This window comes from Fibrobacter sp. UWT3, from assembly GCF_900230125.1.
In the GTDB taxonomy this organism is placed as follows: domain Bacteria; phylum Fibrobacterota; class Fibrobacteria; order Fibrobacterales; family Fibrobacteraceae; genus Fibrobacter.
The window spans coordinates 677,003-695,285 of sequence record NZ_OCSS01000003.1; the positions used below are offsets into that span (position 1 = coordinate 677,003).

General features: G+C 56.0%; 15 protein-coding genes. 11 read left to right on the forward strand and 4 right to left on the reverse strand.

Features of this window, described 5'->3' with window-relative positions:
- Window positions 1-100 precede the first annotated feature (100 nt).
- The 5 genes from CRO08_RS14475 to CRO08_RS14495 all read left to right on the forward strand — a co-directional run bounded on the left by CRO08_RS14475 (window position 101) and on the right by CRO08_RS14495 (window position 8,269).
- Complete coding sequence (locus CRO08_RS14475) at window positions 101-2,140, forward strand: cell wall metabolism sensor histidine kinase WalK (RefSeq protein ID WP_097036772.1); 2,040 nt, start codon at window positions 101-103, stop codon at window positions 2,138-2,140.
- Window position 2,141: 1 nt separating this feature from the next.
- Window positions 2,142-2,852: a response regulator transcription factor gene (locus CRO08_RS14480; protein ID WP_097036773.1), complete on the forward strand. Its 711-nt coding sequence runs from the start codon at window positions 2,142-2,144 to the stop codon at window positions 2,850-2,852.
- Between the two features lie 11 nt (window positions 2,853-2,863).
- The gene (locus CRO08_RS14485) at window positions 2,864-5,389 is read left to right on the forward strand and encodes a PQQ-binding-like beta-propeller repeat protein (RefSeq protein ID WP_097036774.1); all 2,526 of its coding nucleotides are present in this window, start codon (window positions 2,864-2,866) and stop codon (window positions 5,387-5,389) included.
- A 135-nt stretch (window positions 5,390-5,524) separates the two neighbouring features.
- Window positions 5,525-7,297: an ABC transporter substrate-binding protein gene (locus CRO08_RS14490; RefSeq protein ID WP_255252406.1), complete on the forward strand. Its 1,773-nt coding sequence runs from the start codon at window positions 5,525-5,527 to the stop codon at window positions 7,295-7,297.
- 168 nt (window positions 7,298-7,465) lie between these two features.
- Complete coding sequence (locus CRO08_RS14495) at window positions 7,466-8,269, forward strand: phosphatidylcholine/phosphatidylserine synthase (RefSeq protein WP_255252407.1); 804 nt, start codon at window positions 7,466-7,468, stop codon at window positions 8,267-8,269.
- On the opposite strand, the gene mpaA is transcribed toward CRO08_RS14495, so the two are convergent.
- Genes mpaA through ruvC form a run of 3 tightly spaced genes read right to left on the reverse strand, consistent with a single transcriptional unit; the run spans window position 8,266 to window position 10,238 of the window.
- A complete protein-coding gene (mpaA, locus tag CRO08_RS14500; protein ID WP_255252408.1) occupies window positions 8,266-8,967 on the reverse strand; it encodes a murein tripeptide amidase MpaA in 702 nt (233 codons plus the stop codon). The two genes, CRO08_RS14495 and mpaA, sit on opposite strands and share 4 nt — an antisense overlap.
- A 6-nt stretch (window positions 8,968-8,973) precedes the next feature.
- Entirely contained in the window at window positions 8,974-9,654 is a 681-nt protein-coding gene (locus CRO08_RS14505) for a M15 family metallopeptidase (RefSeq protein WP_097036775.1), read from the reverse strand.
- A gap of 5 nt (window positions 9,655-9,659) precedes the next feature.
- The gene (gene ruvC, locus CRO08_RS14510; RefSeq protein WP_097036776.1) at window positions 9,660-10,238 is read right to left on the reverse strand and encodes a crossover junction endodeoxyribonuclease RuvC; all 579 of its coding nucleotides are present in this window, start codon (window positions 10,236-10,238) and stop codon (window positions 9,660-9,662) included.
- A gap of 253 nt (window positions 10,239-10,491) precedes the next feature.
- Between ruvC and CRO08_RS14515 the strand changes: the two genes are divergently transcribed.
- The 6 genes from CRO08_RS14515 (at window position 10,492) to CRO08_RS14540 (ending at window position 17,668) form a co-directional block, all read left to right on the forward strand.
- Entirely contained in the window at window positions 10,492-10,821 is a 330-nt protein-coding gene (locus CRO08_RS14515) for a transposase (protein WP_073321178.1), read from the forward strand.
- Window positions 10,822-10,838: 17 nt separating this feature from the next.
- The gene (locus tag CRO08_RS14520) at window positions 10,839-11,687 is read left to right on the forward strand and encodes an IS3 family transposase (RefSeq protein ID WP_176495016.1); all 849 of its coding nucleotides are present in this window, start codon (window positions 10,839-10,841) and stop codon (window positions 11,685-11,687) included.
- Between the two features lie 56 nt (window positions 11,688-11,743).
- On the forward strand, window positions 11,744-12,382 hold the full coding sequence (locus CRO08_RS14525; protein ID WP_097036777.1) for an FISUMP domain-containing protein: 639 nt from the start codon (window positions 11,744-11,746) through the stop codon (window positions 12,380-12,382).
- Window positions 12,383-12,510: 128 nt separating this feature from the next.
- Window positions 12,511-14,391: a CHC2 zinc finger domain-containing protein gene (locus CRO08_RS14530; protein WP_097036778.1), complete on the forward strand. Its 1,881-nt coding sequence runs from the start codon at window positions 12,511-12,513 to the stop codon at window positions 14,389-14,391.
- The gene (locus CRO08_RS14535; protein ID WP_097036779.1) at window positions 14,391-15,593 is read left to right on the forward strand and encodes a glycosyltransferase; all 1,203 of its coding nucleotides are present in this window, start codon (window positions 14,391-14,393) and stop codon (window positions 15,591-15,593) included. The genes CRO08_RS14530 and CRO08_RS14535 overlap by 1 nt, the downstream gene beginning before the upstream one ends.
- Before the next feature lie 20 nt (window positions 15,594-15,613).
- Window positions 15,614-17,668, forward strand: a complete 2,055-nt coding sequence (locus CRO08_RS14540) for an LTA synthase family protein (protein WP_176495168.1) — start codon at window positions 15,614-15,616, stop codon at window positions 17,666-17,668.
- Here CRO08_RS14540 and CRO08_RS14545 read toward each other — a convergent pair.
- The gene (locus CRO08_RS14545) at window positions 17,665-18,282 is read right to left on the reverse strand and encodes a hypothetical protein (protein WP_141398402.1); all 618 of its coding nucleotides are present in this window, start codon (window positions 18,280-18,282) and stop codon (window positions 17,665-17,667) included. The two genes, CRO08_RS14540 and CRO08_RS14545, sit on opposite strands and share 4 nt — an antisense overlap.
- Window position 18,283 lies beyond the last annotated feature (1 nt).

Consider the following 18,283-nt stretch of genomic DNA (forward strand, 5'->3'; position numbering starts at 1 on the left):
TCTTGCCCTCTCGCTCTCGATGCTGCTCATGGCAAGTTGCGTCCTGGTACTTCTATTCCCAAGTATCTCGGCGAGCCTACCCCTATAAAGCGGGGTGGCGATGCACTTCTCGAAAGGAAACCTGATACTCATTCTCGTGTTCGTGGGCGGCATCATTTTGCCCACGGCAATCCTTTCGTTCCTCGGGTTCCGCAACATCCAGAACGAGATGTTCCTCGCGCAAAAGAACTTCGACGAGAACCAGGCCGCTCTCGAGAAAGACATCGAGGATGCCATCGAGAAGGAACAGGAAAAAATCTACCAGGAAACGAAGGCTGCATCGCTGTTCCTGTACGAACAGCCGCGCAGCCTGCTCGAATTCGGCAACGCGGCCTCGTTCAAGGACGTCGCAGGCATCGAGGCCATATTCCTCTACAACAACGGCAAGCTCGTCTATCCCGATATTTCCTCGAAGCACTTCTATCCGACGCACGACTTTTCGGCAATCGTCGCTAGCCCTAACGAGCAGAGACTGTTCGAGGCAGAACAGGACACCAGTAGCCGTGAAGTCCTTCTCCACAGGCTCATCAAGACCAACTCTCCGTTCATCACCAGGAACGAGCAGGTGGTAAATATCCTCGGGATTGTGCGCCTCTGCTACAAGGAAAAAAACTACGAAGAGGCGCTGAAGTGGCTGAAGGTCCTTGAAAGCAACCCGCACCTGCAGGGCTACCTGCACGCAGACCTCACGCGTTCGGTGAACCTGCTGCACTTCGAAATCCTCGTCAAGCAGAAGAAGCACGCCGAAGCCGAGGACTACAGCCTCTCCGTGCTGAACCAGTTCCTGCAGAGCGAAAGCATCGAGGATATTCCGTCGGCAAAGTTCTTCTTCGAGACGGCCTTCTCGCAAATACTTTCATTCGAGGACCTCTCCCAGGAGAAGCGCGAATCGTTCTGGAACCTGCGTGCGAACTTCAACCGCCAGCTAGGCTACATGGAAATCCTTTCCAAGTACCGCAAGAACTTCGAGGATCTCCTGAGCAACGACTTCATGTCGAAGGACGGCATCCTCTACCGGAGCAGGGACGATGTTACCTTGTTCAAGATGGGCTACCCCTTCCTTTCGGGCAACCAGATTGTAATCGCAAAGATTGACACCGAAGCGTTCCGCGCGCGCCTCATCGAGAGAGTCAAGAACGTATCGCAGCGCTGGAAGAACGTACCCTTCTCCATTATCGACGAAAAAGATTCCCTGCTCGCGGGCGCCATCCCCGACAGTTCGGGCGTGATATCGCAGACGCGCATTTCGGGTGCGTTCGACTGGGAATTTTCGCTCTACGAAAAAGACATGAAGGAAATCCGCAGGGAATCGCGCCAACGCATGTACCTGATGTACGGCCTGTTGCTGTTCTCGCTCATTACGGTCGTGTTCGGTTCGTTCTTCATGCTGCGCTTCATCATTCAAGAACACAAGCTTCTCGCAATGAAGGCGAATTTCCTTTCGAGCGTATCGCACGAACTCAAGACACCGCTCACCTCCATCAAGATGTTCGCCGAGATGATGGCCCGCGGGCGCGTCGCGAAGGTCGAGAAGGTGCAGGAATATTCCGGGCTCATCGGCAAGGAGGCTACCCGCCTCGAGAACCTCATCGGGGCAATCCTCAACTACACCCGCATGGAGCACGGCACGGGCGCGTTCAAGTGGGAACGCCTCGACTTCTCGGTATGCGCGAAGAAGGTGTTCGAGGCCGTCGAGGATATCGGGGTCGAGAAGGGGCTCGAGTTCCATACAAAGTTCGAGCCCGGTGCATACGTGATGGGCGACTACACCGCGCTCTACAGCCTCGCGCAGAACCTCATCGAGAACGCCATCAAGTACACGAACGCTCCCGGCGAAATTACCATCAGCGTCTATAACGAAGAAGACCGTGCCGTATTTTCTGTCGCCGACACGGGAGTCGGCATCGATTCTTCTGAACAAAAGAATATATTTAACGATTTCTACAGGGTCGGTGACGAAATGACCCGCAGTACAAAGGGTTCCGGACTCGGGCTCGCCATCGTGAAGAGGGTCGCCGAAACGCACAAGGCAACCATCTCGCTATCGAGCAAGCTGGGCAAGGGTTCTACATTTACTGTCAGATTCAAGAAGGTGGACTGATATGCAACACAAGATACTCATCGTCGAAGACGAAGAAATCATCCGGCTCGGGCTCCAGGATAACTTTGAGCTCGAAAACTACATTGTCGAGACCGCCGCCGACGGCGAAGAGGCCGTCGCGAAGGCGGACTCGTTCCTGCCTCACCTCGTCATTCTCGACCTGATGATTCCCAAGAAGAGCGGGTTCGAGGTCTGTCGCATCATACGCAAGAAGCACCCGGAATGCTTCATCATCATGCTTACCGCAAAGACCGAAGAGACGAGCAAGGTCGCAGGCCTTGAAATGGGCGCCGACGACTACGTAACCAAGCCCTTCTCCATACTCGAACTGCTCGCCCGCGTGAAGGCGTTCCTGCGACGCACCGAAGTCGCCGCCCCACAAGAGGCGCCCGCCCTGCAGGCGCAGGATTCCATCGACTTTGCCGACATCCACCTGGATTTCAAGAAGTACGAAGCCACCAAGGGAGGCGAGCCGCTCGAGATGTCCGCCCGCGAATTCCAGATTCTCAAGTACTTCTGGCAGCACCGCGGCGAAGTCGTTCTCCGCGAAGACCTGCTCACCGATATCTGGGGCTACACTCCCGACAACATGCCCTCGACGCGCACCATTGACAACCACATCGTGAACCTGCGCAAAAAGCTCGAGGACGACCAGACGAACCCGAAAATCATCGTCTCCATCCGCGGCGCGGGCTATAAGTTCGACGCATAAAGGTACAGCAGATGTTCACCCGGCAAGACACACGCATCGCAAAGAGAAAGGCGTTTATCGCCTTCCTTGCGGTATTCTGCATTTGCAACGCGAGTGCCTTTGCCGAAAAGATGAACGCCCTCATACAGGAAGCCATATACGATTTCGAGATGAAGGGCGAAACCGCCGAAGCAATCCGCCTGCTCGAGAAGGTCAGCACGCAGGGCGACAAGGAAGACCGCGAGAACGCCTTCTTCTACCTCGGGAAAATCAAGGAGCTTGCAAGCAACAGGAACTCGGCGAATTTCTACTACCAGCAGAGCCTGAACACCACCCGCGACACGGACCGCGCCTACTGGCTATCGGAACGCGAGGCCGCCACCAGCAATACGAACGACGTGCTCATCAAGAACAAGTTCACACTGCGTTCCCCCATCGCGAAGGTTTTCAAGAACGAGGCCACCTACCTGCTGCTCCAGAACGGGAACATCAAGAAGGTGCTCGCCGATACCATCATCGACATCCGCACGGGTATTCCCGCACGCTCCGACATCCTGAAGATTGACGATTTCGGAATCTGGTACCAGAATGCCGACAAGGACAGCCTGCTCTACAAGCCCCACAACACCAAGTACCCGTCCAAGAAATATCCCGTCGTCGCCACGAAGGAATTCTTCTCGAAGGGCGACTACGCCGCCGCACAGAACGGCCACACGCTCTCCCTGCTGAACAAGAAGGGAATCATCGCCCAGGTAAAGGAAACGTTCAACGGCTGCCACGTAGAAGACTTCTTTGAACCCACTGGGCACTATGTCCTCAACTGCACCGACAACGCGCTCCATTTCGTCTCGAGCGCCGACGGCAGCGAATCCTTCGCGCTCTCGCAGTTCGACGCCATCAAGAACGTCATTACCGACGGCAACTTCATCTACCTGCTTTCGGGCAACTACCTCTTCTGCTACCAGCCCAGAGCAAGTTCCTCCCCACTGTGGCGCGTACTGTTCAGCAACGCCGAAGTCGTGATTCCCTTCAACAAGGGCATCGTCGTGCTCGAGGCATCCGGCAGAATCACGCTTATCGACAAGGCGAGCGGCATGGTCAAGAACACCATCCGGAGCGATGCGAGTTCCATATACCCTCTCGCGCTCGGGACGCTCGGGCTGTTCTCCAACGAGGGCGACCTGATTGCGGTCGACACGCTGCTACACCCGCTATGGCATTTCAATTTCGCGCGCCCCATCACGGCGGCCCCCATCCATACCGAGAACGGCATATTCCTCGTATTCGACGACACGCACCTCATGAGCATCGCGCCGCACTATTACGGCAAAAAAGCCCTGCAGTCCGACCTGCTTACGCTCAAGGCCGCCGTCATGGCCGAGGCGGGCGCATGGGACGAGATTGCCCCCCTGCTCGATTCGCTCCTGAAACTGGAACCCGGGAACGCGGAGGCTTGGCTCTACAGGGCTCTCCTGCTCGAGGCCACCAAGGGTAGCGAGAAGGACCGCCAGAAGGCATGGTCCGAGGCGGTAAGGCTTTCCGTAAGTACCTCGCACACGAGCAGCATCATCCTCGGGCGTTACAGCAAGGCAATCGGCGCAAAGTTCGTGAGCCTTTTGAACATCACACCCAAGACCCGTTACCCGCAGTTCTTCGGCCACAAGAAGAACATCTACACCATCGACCCCGCCGCAGAGAAACTCATCTGCATCAACGCCGACAACGGCGAGCAGCGCTGGGCCAGGAACCTCCCGCGCATGACCGACAGCCCCGTGATGAACAGCGACGAGAACACGCTCGCCATCGCCTCGGGATTTGCGCTCTACATCTACGACCTCGACCGCGACGCCACCCCGCAGACGCTGCAGCTTCCCGGAAAGGCGTTCAGCATCCAGCAGACGCCAAGCGCCATCTACATCGCCACCTGGAACGGATTCCTGCTCAAGGTGACCCGCTCCGAAAACAGGCTCGCCTGGTCGCGCAAAATCTACTCGTCGCCCTTCATCTTCACCCCGCACGAATCCACCATCTACGCGGCAAGCCTCGAAGGCGAAATCAAGTACATCGGCGACAACTCGGGGCAGGCGAACGAGTTCAGCCCGCGGCTCCCGGGAAGCGTATCGCAAGTCGTGAAGGCCGATACCACCATCGTGTTCGCGACCGACAACAACCGCCTCTATCTCTACAGCGCGGGCGACATCACGAAGGATCCGGCGCAAATCCTGCTGGAATCCCCGGTACTCTCGCTCCAGGTCACGCGCGACCACGACTCTAGAAACATCCTCGTCGGCCTCGCCGACCAGAGTTTCCTCCTGTATTCCTCGTCGGGAACGCCCCTCTGGAAGTTCCAGGGCAAGAACTCCATCTTCGGCAAGCCCTACATAGAGGGGAACCTCGCCTGGATAGACCAGGGGAACGAGGTCATCGCGGTCTCCCTGAAAGACGGGAGCGTGGTCCACAAGTTCAATACCCCCGGCGGAGCGGGTACCCCGTTCGTCATGAACAAGACCCTCTACAGCGCATCTTCAAAGCGCCTCCTCTACGGTTTCTCGCTGTAAAAATCGCGTGACGGCCATCACTTTTTGTAAATAATTGGAGATATTTGCAAAAATGGGGCAATTTATTCCACTTTGGAATTACTGTAAAGAAATTTTAGTAGCAATTTTCTAACATTCTCACTAGATTTTAATATTATGAGCGAATTTGTCAAAATAATGCATAAAGCCGTGGCCGGCTCGCTGGTAATCCTGGCGGGCGTATTCGTGGCCTGCGAAAAGGATTCCGCCGATAAATCCGTCGCAGAAAACTCCGAATACCCGCGCGCAGAGACCCTGTATATCGGCGGTTTCGACTGGGCTCCCCCCACGACCTTCAACCCACTGGACTACGACCCGAACTTCCCCATCGACGGAAATGTCCGCCTGATGTACGAGACGCTCGTCACCTACAACCAGATTACCGACAAGCTCGAACCGATGCTCGCCGATTCCTTCACGAGGACGGATTCCAGCATCGTGGTCCACCTGGACAAGAACGCCAAGTGGAACAACGGCACCCCGGTTACCGTCGACGACGTCATCTACTCGTTCCATATAGATTCCATTCTCCCCACGCCGCGTCACGGCAACTGGGAATACCTCGCCTCCGTCACGGCAGACAATAGCAACAACATCACGTTCCTCTTCAACAAGAAGAACAAGAACCCGCTCATAATCCTGAACGCTATTGCCGAAACGTCCATCCTCCCGAAGGCGGTCTTTGAACCGATTATCGAAGGCGCAAAGGATGGCAAGGCCTACAACTTCGGCAAGGTCGTGGAATTCAAGAACGACAATTCGCCGGTCGTCTCGGGCCCGTACAACCTCAAGACGTTCTCGCCCGACAAGATTGTGCTCGAGCGCAACGACAGCTACTGGGGCAACGTGAACCACGGCGGCAAGGCGCCTGCGCCCAAGTATATTATCCATTCGCTCTACAACGGCAACAACCACTTCAACAGCGCGATGACGAAGGGCCACCTCGACGTGTCCTCCATCTTCCTGCCGCAGATCTGGAACAAGGCGAAGGACAACATCCGCGCCTGGAGCCGCGAGGAACCCTATCACCTTCCGGGTTCCATCACGACGCTCATCATCAACCACCAGGTCGAACCGTTCAACGACCCGGCATTCCGCCAGGCCCTCGCCCACGCAGTGAACTTCGAGAAAATCAAGTCCCGCGCCATATCGAACTACACGCCGGCAATCCAGGCAGGCTTCATACTGCCGTTCGGCCCCGAGGCACGCTTCTTCAACAAGGAAGACGCCGACAAGTTCGGTTACTCATACGATACCGAGAAGGCGAAAGAAATCCTTACCGCCGCAGGCTACACCTGGGATACCGAAGGCAAGCTCGTGGACAAGCACGGCAAGCCCGTTCGCCCCATCAGCCTCGAATGCCCGCAGGGCTGGACTGACTGGGAAGACGTCATCAAGGTCGTCGCGGAATCCTTCGGCGAAATCGGTGTCACTGCCGAACAGAACTTCGTGGACTACAGCGTATGGGACAAGGACCTGCGCCAGTGCACGTTCGACCTCGCCATGAAGACGCAGACCGCGGAACTCTCCGCAGCCACCCCGTGGACGCGCTTCGACCAGGTGATGGGGAACGTCGCCCTGAAGCCCGTCGGCGAGGACGCATTCTCGAACCAGGGACGCTACAAGAACGACGAGGCGAACAAGCTGCTCGCGAAAATCCCGACGATTGCCTCCGAGGACGAACTCAAGAAGGCCTACCGCGAACTGAACAGGATCTTCATGGAAACCGTACCGGTTCTCCCGGTCATGTACCGCCCCACGCAGTACTACCAGTTCTCCACCAAGCACTGGACCAACTTCCCGACCGAAGAGAACCCCTACGCACCGCCGCAGCACCTGATTGTCGCCGCAGGCGTGAAGGCACTGTGGGAAATTCAGCCGGTCAAGTAGACAGCGCAGACATTTAAATACAGAGGCTAGTTTCTAGCCTCTTTTTTTTATTCCAGGCCTGTTTTGCTAGCCTTTCATCGCGCAATTATGCATCTCGTCGCACACTTGCAAGCGAGCCCCTTTCTAGCACTAACGCTATTGAGAATATTTTTATATCTTTAACATGTAGTGAAAACTAAGGAGACTATCGTGGGTAAGACACGCTTTATTTTGCCGAACCTGTTTACGAGCCTGAATTTCCTTCTGGGTGTATTTTCTATCTGCTGGACCACCGGGGCATTCGCCACCGCCGACCCGATTCTCATGGGCGCCTACTTCATTATCCTGTGCGTCCTGCTCGACAAACTCGACGGTTTTGCCGCACGCCTCGTGAACGCAAGTTCGGAATTCGGAGCGCAGTTCGACAGCCTCGCCGACCTTATCGCGTTCGGCCTCGCACCCGCCTTCTGCATCCTCTTTGCCTACAAGAACCTTGCCCCCACATTCTTCGAGGCGAACATCCCCCTGATGGTCATCGCGTTCTCCGTTTACGTACTCTGTGCCGCCATGCGCCTCGCCAAGTACAACGCCTGCGATAGCGATAGCTACCACCACCACTTCTCCGGAGTCCCCACCACGTTCGTCGGTGCAATCAACTCCATCCTCATCGTGTTCCTCAAGAACGTGGGCCTGTTCCAGAATGCCGACAGTTCCGCCCTCTATCTGCCTGTCGCAGTCCTGTTTGTCACGGGCCTCCTGATGGTCGCCCCGCTGTTCCTCCCCAAGTTGCAGCCCCGCAAGAACAAGGCATTCAACATCTTCCAGGCAGTGCTTATCGTGATTACCTACGTCTGCGGGTTCATGTTCATCACCGAAAAGATGATTATCCTCGAGTTCCTGCTCGTGCTCATTGCGTGTTACTTGATTATCGGTCTTACCGTCGGGCTTATCCAGCGCAAGAACATTATCGAGGAAGCAAAGGCCGAGAACTAGTCTTGAGCCGCGAGGAATCGCGCGAAAGATTCACCGTAACGTTCAAACAGGAGCTCCGGCGCCAGGCGCGGGAGCTCTAGCGTTATGCACTCAATCTGGTGCTCGCTGCACCAGGTTCCGAAACTGCCCGGAGTGGGGTAACCGATATCGGGTTTCCACGGGAGGTTCAGGGCTCCCTGCAACCGCTCCACGAGGAGCGTGCGTGCGGGGGCGTCGATGCACCCGATGGGGGAATGCATCGCAATTACGGACTCCGGCTTCAGCGACTCTATGAGGGCGACAAGCGCCTGCGTCTCGGGCTCGCTGCCGGGGGCCTTCCCCGGGCTTAAAAGCGTATCTCGGGCGGATTCCAGGATAGAGCGCGACGGTACCGGAGATGCACTCCAGTTCGAAGTCGCGAAGTTGCGGTTGAGGTCCACCCCATTCGCGTTTCCGCGGGTCCCGAGGGCAACACCGTCGGGGTTCGCGCAAAGCACGAAGGCGACATGCTCGAAGTTCGCGTCGAAGGCGCGCAAGGCGCGGCTGAGCAGGAACGTGGTTTCCGGTTCTTCGCCGTGGATGGCGGCAAAAACAAGAAGGCTGCAGGCGCTACGGCACGGGTAGTAATGGAGCGGGGCCCCTAGTACGGAGCGGCCGTATTCGCGGGCTTCGAGGCGGACAATGCCGCGATGTTCCGGAGTGAATTCCATGCAGGCCATGAGAGTCTAGATAAAGTAGGGGTAAATAAAGTCTTCTGCGAGGGAATCGAGACGCGCAAGAATGACGCGCTTGCAGGCGATATCCGTAGCCTCGTAGATCTTGCGCAGGGTATCGAGCGAGAAGCCTTCCAGCAGGCGGCGCGACGTGGGCAGGTGCGCAATGTGCCAGCCTTCGGGCTTGATTTTCCCGCGGCCAGGCACGAACACTCGGCTGAACCCGAAGGCCTCGTTTGCGGCAAAGCGCGCGTCCAGGAACTTGTGGAACTTGGCGAACATTCCCGTGCATTCGTCGGGCGTGAGCTGTACCTCGTAACCCTCGGGGCAGGCATTACCGTCTACCACGTCGATATCCGTACCCAGGTGGTGGCGGCTCGCGCCCGGCAGTGCCGACCACGTGAGGATGGCATACATCAGTTCTTCCTCGTCCTGCGGGCGCTGCATCGGCTTGCCAAATTCATCGAGCAGGGCGAGTTCCCCGCGGGCCTTGCGGTTCCAGATGGAGAGTTGCTTCTCGAACGGGCGGTATGCCGATTCCAGTCGTAGCCTGAATCCGTTTTCTTTCAGGAGGGCGGCGAAACGCGCGAGGTCACTGCATATATCTTTGCAGACAAAGTAACCATTCTGAAATTCAACCAGTTCGAGCGAGCCAAGGCCGTAAGGCAAAAGGTCCGCAGATTCCATATTCATAAAGCTCACGGCAACTTCCCTCCCATCTTCTCGATAAGTGCCTTCCAGTCGGCGACACTCGCCTTTTTCTTGCGGCCGGCGGGCCTCTTTGCATGCGGAGCCAGCGCCGCCGTGAGCGGGGCCGGGTTCGCGTGCGTCCACGCAATCGCGAGCGCGTCGCTCGCATCGAGCGGCAAGTCGGAGGGCTCTATCCCGAGTCGCGCGAAAACCATGTTCGCCACCTGCTCCTTGGCCGCACTCCCGTCACCCGTGACGGCCTGCTTTACCACCTTCGGCGGGTACTCGTTGAATGTCATCCCGCGCTTGCGGCAGGCTACCAGGATTGCCCCGCGTATGTGGCCCAGCACCAGGGCGCTCTTCGCGTTCTTCGCAAAGAACACGCCTTCCATGGCAAGCGAGTCGGGCTTGTACGTATCGAGCCTCGATTCCAGTTCCGTAACGATATGGAGCAGGCGGTCTTCCACAGGGCGACCCGCCGGGGCATGCAACACCCCGTATTCGAGCACTTTCGTGTGCCCGGATTCCGCCTGCAGGAAGGCGTACCCGGTCGTGATGGAGCCGGGGTCGATACCTAGAATTATCATGCGCTTTAAAATAGATAAATAGAATAGTTGTCATATCGCGGGGATTGACTTTTTAGGCTTATAATTATAGTTTAGGAGAAGAGTGTAATCGGACAGAACATGAAACGCTTTTTTGCCATATACTTTTTTTGGCTACTCGGCTATTCGTGGTCGAGCTCTCGGTGCTGAAGATGCCGTTTGGACCATGCAGGAGTTTAATAAGAGGGTAGCATAAGCTACTATATTCATTGCGCAACCCCAAAAAGGTAAAACAATGGCAAAAGTCAACTACAACTCCGAGACAAGGGAACAAGTCATCAAACTGGTCCTGAAAGGCGAAAAGTCCGCAAATCAGATAGCCAAGGAACTCGGAATAGGGCCAAATACGGTCGGTAGGTGGGTAAACGAGTACCGCAAGGAACACAACCTGCCGAGCTATCGCGAGGAACGGCGCATCCGCAAGGTGTCCGTCGAGGAACTCGCCGCCAAGAACAGGGAACTGGAGAAGCTCCTGAAGAAACGCGAAAAGGAACTCGCGGACGAGAAGGAGACGGTAGAGATCCTAAAAAAATCCCTGCACATCTTTATGCGACCACACGACTGAAATGCGAGGCGATACACGTGAACCGCAAGAAATACTCAGTCAGGAAGATGTGCAGAGCTCTAGGAATACCGCAGTGTTCCTACTACCAGTGGTCAAAACAGGAAACGGCAAGGGCCGAACGCAAGGCCCGTGAAGAACGGCTTGTCCAGAAGGTCCGCGACACCTTCGAAGAAAACCACCGCGTGTACGGTTGCCCGAAGATGCTGGCGGCACTCCAAGACAAGGGTGTCGAGGTAAAGGTGTGGAAACTGCGCCGCATCATGCGCGAGAACGGTCTCTATCCGGTCACGCTCAAGAAATGGAAACCCTACCGCAAGGGCAAATGTGACTCCATGTACAGCGAGAACCTGGTGCAGCGGAAGTTCGATCCCGACAGTCTGAACGCCGTCTGGGCCGGCGACATCACCTACGTCAAGACTACGCTTGGCTGGGTGTACCTTGCCGTGGTACTTGACCTATGCAACAAGGAGGCGGTGGGTTATGCCGTGAGCAAGAACATCGACACGGAACTTGTCAAGCGCGCGTTGTCCAATGCCATCATGCAACGCGGCCATCACGACGGACTAATCTTCCATTCCGACCGTGGCGTGCAGTACAGCAGCATGGGCTACCGCACGATGCTCTCGGAGAATGGGATAACGCCCTCGATGAGCGCCCCGGGCTGCCCCTACGACAACGCCTGCATGGAAAGCTTCTTCGCAAGCTTCAAGAAGGAGATGGCCTACAGGCGAGACTTCAAGGACATCGAAGACGTGCGGGAGGCCGTTTTCAGGTACATCGAGCTGTTCTACAACCGGAAACGGCTCCATAGTTCGCTCGGTTACATGACACCGGTGGAATATAGGCTGTCAAAACAGGCTGCCTAGACCACAAGGGTATACCACTTAACAAGAAAAAAGGATATATTTTAACTTAACCGGTAATGAATATGGTTGTTCATGAACCCACTATTAAAAAAACTACAAATCCACCTAAACAGACTTGGATGATAGAAAATTTGAATTTTGCCTATTTACAACCAACTTCAACATTAGATTCCTCAAGTTGGTGCTTGGGCAACGATCCTAGTAACTGCGAAAAGTTTGGCAGATTGTATCTTTGGTCTGCTGCCATAGATAGTGCGGCATTGTTTAGTGAGGATGCCGATGGTTGTGGCTTTTTTTCTTTAGAAGAAAACTGGCATAAATGTCAGGGAATATCGATATCGCTTTGGGATGACGAAAAAATTCCTTTTACGCGAGGTGTTTGTCCTAAAGGATGGCACTTGCCAACATATGATGAGGAACTTAGTGTAATGCATTGGCGATATTGCTGTGACATGCATGATGAGTTTAATTATCAAAAGGCTCAGTTCAGCATTTATGATTTGATGTCAGATTATTTTGATGAATATCTAGGACACCCTGCGTTGTGGGTGGCCATGGAATCTGATTACCAACAGGCGTATATAGATATAATGTCATATAATGATATTTTAGTATCAGAAGGCTATGATGTTATTGTCCCTGTAAGCAAACAATATGCTGTTGCCGTCCGTTGCGTTAAGGATGCCCCAGACTGATTGTATATTGGCGAAATGGCATCCTGCGTAGAAACCTTCGGAGATAAATCCGTTTTTCTAGTAAAAAACGCCTAGCTTAACATAAGACAGGTGCATTTTCTTATTAGATTTTCATTGAGAGGTTTTATATGGTTGTCGATCAAGAACACACCGGTATCATGCGCAAGAAGACTCACCCGCGGCAATTGGGCGTACCCCTGAACCGCTGGGGCCGTAACCTTATTTCGTGCTGTCCGTTCCATTCGCCCGAAGAGACGTCGCTGTTCTTCTACGACGCGCTGGGCTACTGGCGTTACCGCTGCCTGCAGTGCGGCAGCGAAGGCGACCTGGTCGAATTCGTGATGCGCAGCCGCTTCAACGGGCTCGAGGAGCCCGCTGCCCGCGCCGAAGCCATGGAATTCCTGGGAGCCCAGGAACACGAGCAGGACAGCGACCCCGACGAACATCCGTGGATTAAGGAAATCGGCGGTGAAAAGTCCCGCGTGCTCGAGAACTTTGTGCGCTACTGCCACTGGGCCGCCTGCAAGAGCCCATCTTCCGCTGAATTCTTCGAGAGCCGCGGCTGGAGCATCGGCCAAGCACAGCTCTACGGTCTCGGCTACTACAGCGGCGATCCGGAACCGTTCTACAGTTACTGCATGCTTTCGGGCATCGAGCGCCACCAGGTATCGTTCTACCTCGACAACCTCGAGGCCTACCACGAACCGCGCATCACCATCCCGGCACGCAACTCCAAGGGGCTCATCCACTCCGTGTACGGTCGCTCCATGGAAGATGACGGAGTGCACAACCCGTACATCTCGTATGCCTCGGGCCCGGTCGACATCCCGTTCAACATCCAGCCTGACAACGACAACCCGATTATCGTGGAAGGCATGTTCGACGCGCTGACCGCAGACCTCGCGGGCATCCCCGGCGTGGTTTCCACGATGTACCAGGACCTCACGATGAGCCACCTGTACAAGCTCAAGGCTTGCGGGGCGAACTCCGTGACCCTCATCCTCAGGCGCGACGCAAACCGCAGGAGCCAGGAATACCGCATCCAGGACTACCTGAAGATGGCGGAAACGCAGGGACTCAAGTTCAAGTCCATCGTTCTCCCGAAGGACGAGACGGTAGACCTGATGGTGCGCAACTACGGTGCAGACCACCTGCTGAACCTCATCAACGAGACGGAAGAGGATACGGTCCACACGCACCGCCGTTCCATGCTGCTGCAGGACATCAAGGAAAACTTCGACACCGCGATGGGCTGCCCGCCCGACGTGAGTGTGGGCTACCCGCTCAACACGTTCCCGCAGCTGTCCAGGGATATTGACGGTATCCAGTCCGGCATCTTCTACGTGTCGTCGAACCCGTTCAACCTGAAAACTTCCCTGCTTTCGAGTTTCGCGCTCGACCTCATCGAAACCAACAAGGAAATCAAGCTCATCTACATCGCGCTCGAGACTCCGCGCCGCCAGATATTTGACCGCATGGTCGCGATGCTCACCGGGCTTTCGGTGCTCGACGTGCGCAAGAAGAACACGAACGAAGAAGTCAACGCAAGGATTCTCGAGGCGACGCGCGCCCTCATGGGCTACGTGCGCGACAACCGCCTGGAAATCTGGGAAGACCAGCCTTCGTTCGACAACAAGGAACTTCTCGCTACGCTCAAGGAAGAACAGCGCGAACACGCGGGCCTCGTCGTGATTATCGACGGCATCGACCACTTCAAGGTGACCGACCGCCCCGACCTCGCCGACATCCACGAGAGACGTTCCTCCGTAATGCTCGACATCTACAAGACGCTCGACATCCCGCTGTTCATCGGCGGCGAAATCGTGGACGAGAACGGTTCGCTTATCGCGCCGCGCGCCTACCTGCGCGATTCCGACGCCATCTACTGGCTTGAATCCAAGGACGGCGAGCTCGCACTGAACGTCAATTCCAAGCGACTCGGCAACAACAACTTCTACAACGGCAAGCTTTCGATAGACCCGCAGTCCAACCGCATCCAGGAAGCCTGATGTTCACCATCGTGGACTTCAACAACTTCTGGAGCCCCTCGGGCGGCGGCGTGCGTCGTTACCACCTGCAAAAGATGGCATTCTACGAAAGGCTCGCTTCGCGCGACCCTGGAGCGGGCGTGCTTTCCGTATTCGTGATGCCCGATTCCAAAACGTTTACCGAAGTCAAGAGCAAAAGCCTCGTCATCGAGCACGTGCAGGCGTTCAAGTTCCCGGGCAACTGGGAATACCGCTTTATCTGGAAACTCTCGCAGGTAGAACCGGTTCTTGCAAAATACAAGCCCGATATAATCGAGGTGGGTTCGCCCTACATCCTCCCGACGGTGGTGCGGCGCGCGGCAAGGCGCGTGAGCCCCGAATCGAAACTGGTGGGGTTCTGGCACGCGGACTTTCCCGTGACCTACGTGGGCCGCCCCGTCGCGAAAAAACTCGGAGTGGGCCTCGGTACGTTCGCCCGCAAGGAGGCGTTCTGGTACGCCCGCAAGGAATTCAAGGGATTCGACTGCATCCAGGCATCTTCCAAGGAGGCCATGGCGAGGCTACGCAAGAATAGCCTGCCCGACCCGCGGTGGATTCCGCTGGGCTGCGACATCGAGATGTTCTCGCCCACAAAGCGCGATGAATCGCTTGTTGCCGAACTCAAGGCGGGCAATCCCGAAAGACTCACGATGTTCTTCCCGCACAGGCATTGCAACGAGAAGGGAATCGACCTCGTACTCGGGGCTTACGACATCCTCACGAAAAAGCTCGGGCACGAGCCCGCCATCGTATTCGCGGGCACGGGACCGAGCCTCCCGCTTGTCAAAGAAGCGGCAAGCAAGCACGAGCATATCCGCTACATCGGGTTCGTGAATTCCATCGACGAGATGGCGCGCTACTACGCGAGCGTAGACCTGGGTCTGGCGCTTTCGGGCTGGGAGACCTTCGGGCTCTCGATTCTTGAAAGCATGGCAAGCGGGAACGCGCAAATCGGTGCCTCCGCGGGGGCCGCATTCGAGCACGTTACCGAAAGCGGTGCGGGCATAATCCTCAAGGAGCGCACGCCCGAAGCGCTCGCCGACGCCATCGTGGAACTCTACCACAGCGATATGGCGGCCATGAAGCAGAAGGCCCGCGCATACGCCGAAAAGTTCAGCTGGAACGACTGCTTCAAGCGGCAGCTGGATCTCTATAGACAAATTTGTAACAAAGACCAAGAATGAAACCGGCTTTTTTAAACGTATTGAAGAAAATAGGGGCTAGTGTCGCCCCCCTGCAGAACCTCGTGCTCATTTCGCTTGCGGCATGGGTCACGCACATCATTTTGCGCGTACTGCTCCTGTTCCGCAGCAACCCCTACGGCTTCCCGTTCGTCTCTAAGCCGGACTGGTTCATTTTCCATGCGGTGTGCATTGACTTCATGTGGATTGTGAACGCCCTCGTGGTGTTCCTGATTCTGGGCGGAATCGCCGTCCGCATCGCTAACGGCTCTAATGCAATCGGGACAGGGACCGCCGCCACCCGCAGAGTCGCGGTAGTCACAAAAGTCACGACCATTCTCTACGCCGTTTTCCATACCGCAATCTTGCTCCTGACGCTTCTGGACAACGAGACGCAGCGATTCCTGGGCGGGCATCTGACCTTCGGGCTTGTAGACACCTACAAGGACACGTCCTCTATCATCGTGTTCTACGACTACGTGGCAAACGACCTTTCTGTACCGTACCTGCAGTTTGTGGTGTTGGCCCTCATGCTCCCGCTAACATACGGTGTTTACAGATTGCTTTGCAAGTGGTACCGTTCCCGCGAGGGCTTAAGCGAGAACCGTTTCTACGTCAAGAAATCCGTCATCGCGATGCTCATCTTCTACATCGCATCGTACTCGTTCGTCTACTTTATCTGGACAGGCAACGCCCGCATGACTAAGCTCCGCCCGGTCGTTTCGCTCATCTATAACGACCTGTTCGTGGCAAAGAAGGCCGTAGGCCTTACGGATGCGGATCTAGGCACGTACCGCACGGCCTACCAGAACCTGTGGCAAAAAATCGAGGGCGATTCCGACTGGACCTTTACGGACAGCGACTCAGGCAACCACCTGCCGCTCTATCGCGAACCGACGCAGGCCCTACTCCAAAGCGAAAAACTCAAGGCCCAGCGCGAAATGCAGCCGAACTTTATCCTGGTGCTCATGGAATCGCAGCGCGGACGCAATACGGGCTACATGAACCCGCAAATTCAGCCCTCGCCCACGCCTTTCATGGATTCGCTCGCAGCACATTCCCACGTGTGGATGCGCATGCATACGAGCGGCGTGCCCACTACCGGCGGCGTACTCTCGACGCACATCGGCGTTCCGCACCATTCCAGACTTGCGCAGGCGACCGACCTCGCGCACGTAACGCTCCCGAGTTTTGTGCAGGTACTGACCGAAAACGGCTACAGCACGCATTACATGTCCGCCGCCGACCCCGCCTGGGATAACCTGGGCGTTTGGATGTCCAAGTGGTACACCGCACAGCACTACAGTCGCGAACGCGAAGACGATTCCACCTTCATCGACAACGCGATTGAATACGTGCGCGACACGCTTTCTAAAGAGGGCAAGCCGTTCTTAGCGACTCTCATGACGCGTTCCAACCACTACCCGTTCAACTTTGCCGCAGGCATGACCGACGAAGAAAAGAACCGCCCGCTGCAAGAGCGCATCAACGTGACCATGGGTTACGCCGACAGGCAAATCGCCCGCTTTATTCGCGCCGTCGAAAACGAGGAATGGTACAAGAACACCTACGTGATTATCATGGCTGACCACGGATTCCCCCTGGGTGAAAACGGCGTTTCTACCATGAACGGCGGCGGATTTTCGAACGTGAGCTGGATCCCGTTCTTTATTCACGGGAAGGGGCTCGAAGCCGTTCGCGATACGACTCCTGCCGCTCAGATTGACATCGCGCCCACGGTGCTTGAACTTGCAGGATTTGCCGTACCGAATATATTTATGGGACATAACTTGCTTCGCGGTGGTTCGGCAAGCACACCAACCGAGGCCGATTCCGTGCCGGAACCGCTCGCGGGCCTTTCCCTCGGGGCGTACTCGGGTTATGCCGCCATCGGGCTCGACGGTTACCGCTTTATCGCGAAGTACCCCGCCCAGGACGAAACGCATATCTTTGCCGACAGCGACACCCGCCAGGAAAACGAACTCACCGGCAAATTGCAAAATGAAGAAGGCCGCCTTTCTGCGACCCTCGACACACTGCTGAAGATTTCAGATTACAGCCTCGAACGCGGGCTCTAGATCCTAAACGCGATGCCCCCGCTCATAAAGCCGCGATAACCCGCACCCAGTTCGGCATACACGCTCACGTACGGGAACAGGAATTCCAGACCGACAGGCGTCAACTGGACGGAAGGCAATCCGACACTTTCCAGTCCGTCATCAAATTCAAGCATAGTCCCGATGCCGATTCTGCTGTAGGGCCTAAGAATGTCGAAAAGCGTGAACCAATTGAACTTACCTTCGAGTGCAATATGGACTAAATGGTGGTCCAGAAAGTCGCCCCTGCTGCATTCCGAATCGGACACCTTGCCCTCGGGGCAATTCTGCGCAAAGGAACTGTAGTACTCGTAAGAGGCGGCAATGCCCGCTTCGATATTCGGGGTAAAGATGTAGCGCGCGCCAAGACTCCCCACCACATAATTCAATTCCGGATGGGTCTCGTCAGCAGGTTCATCTACCCCATCGCTAGAATCCCAGTTCTGCATGTCTATGGAAAGCGCAATCAGGCTGGAGTAGGTTGCAAAACCGCCACCCACATCGATGGCAAAACGTTCCTGCTTTTTCGCGTCCTCGGCAATGGCAGGTGCAGCGAGCAGGAACGCCGCAACTAGAGACAAGCACAGTCTTTTCATA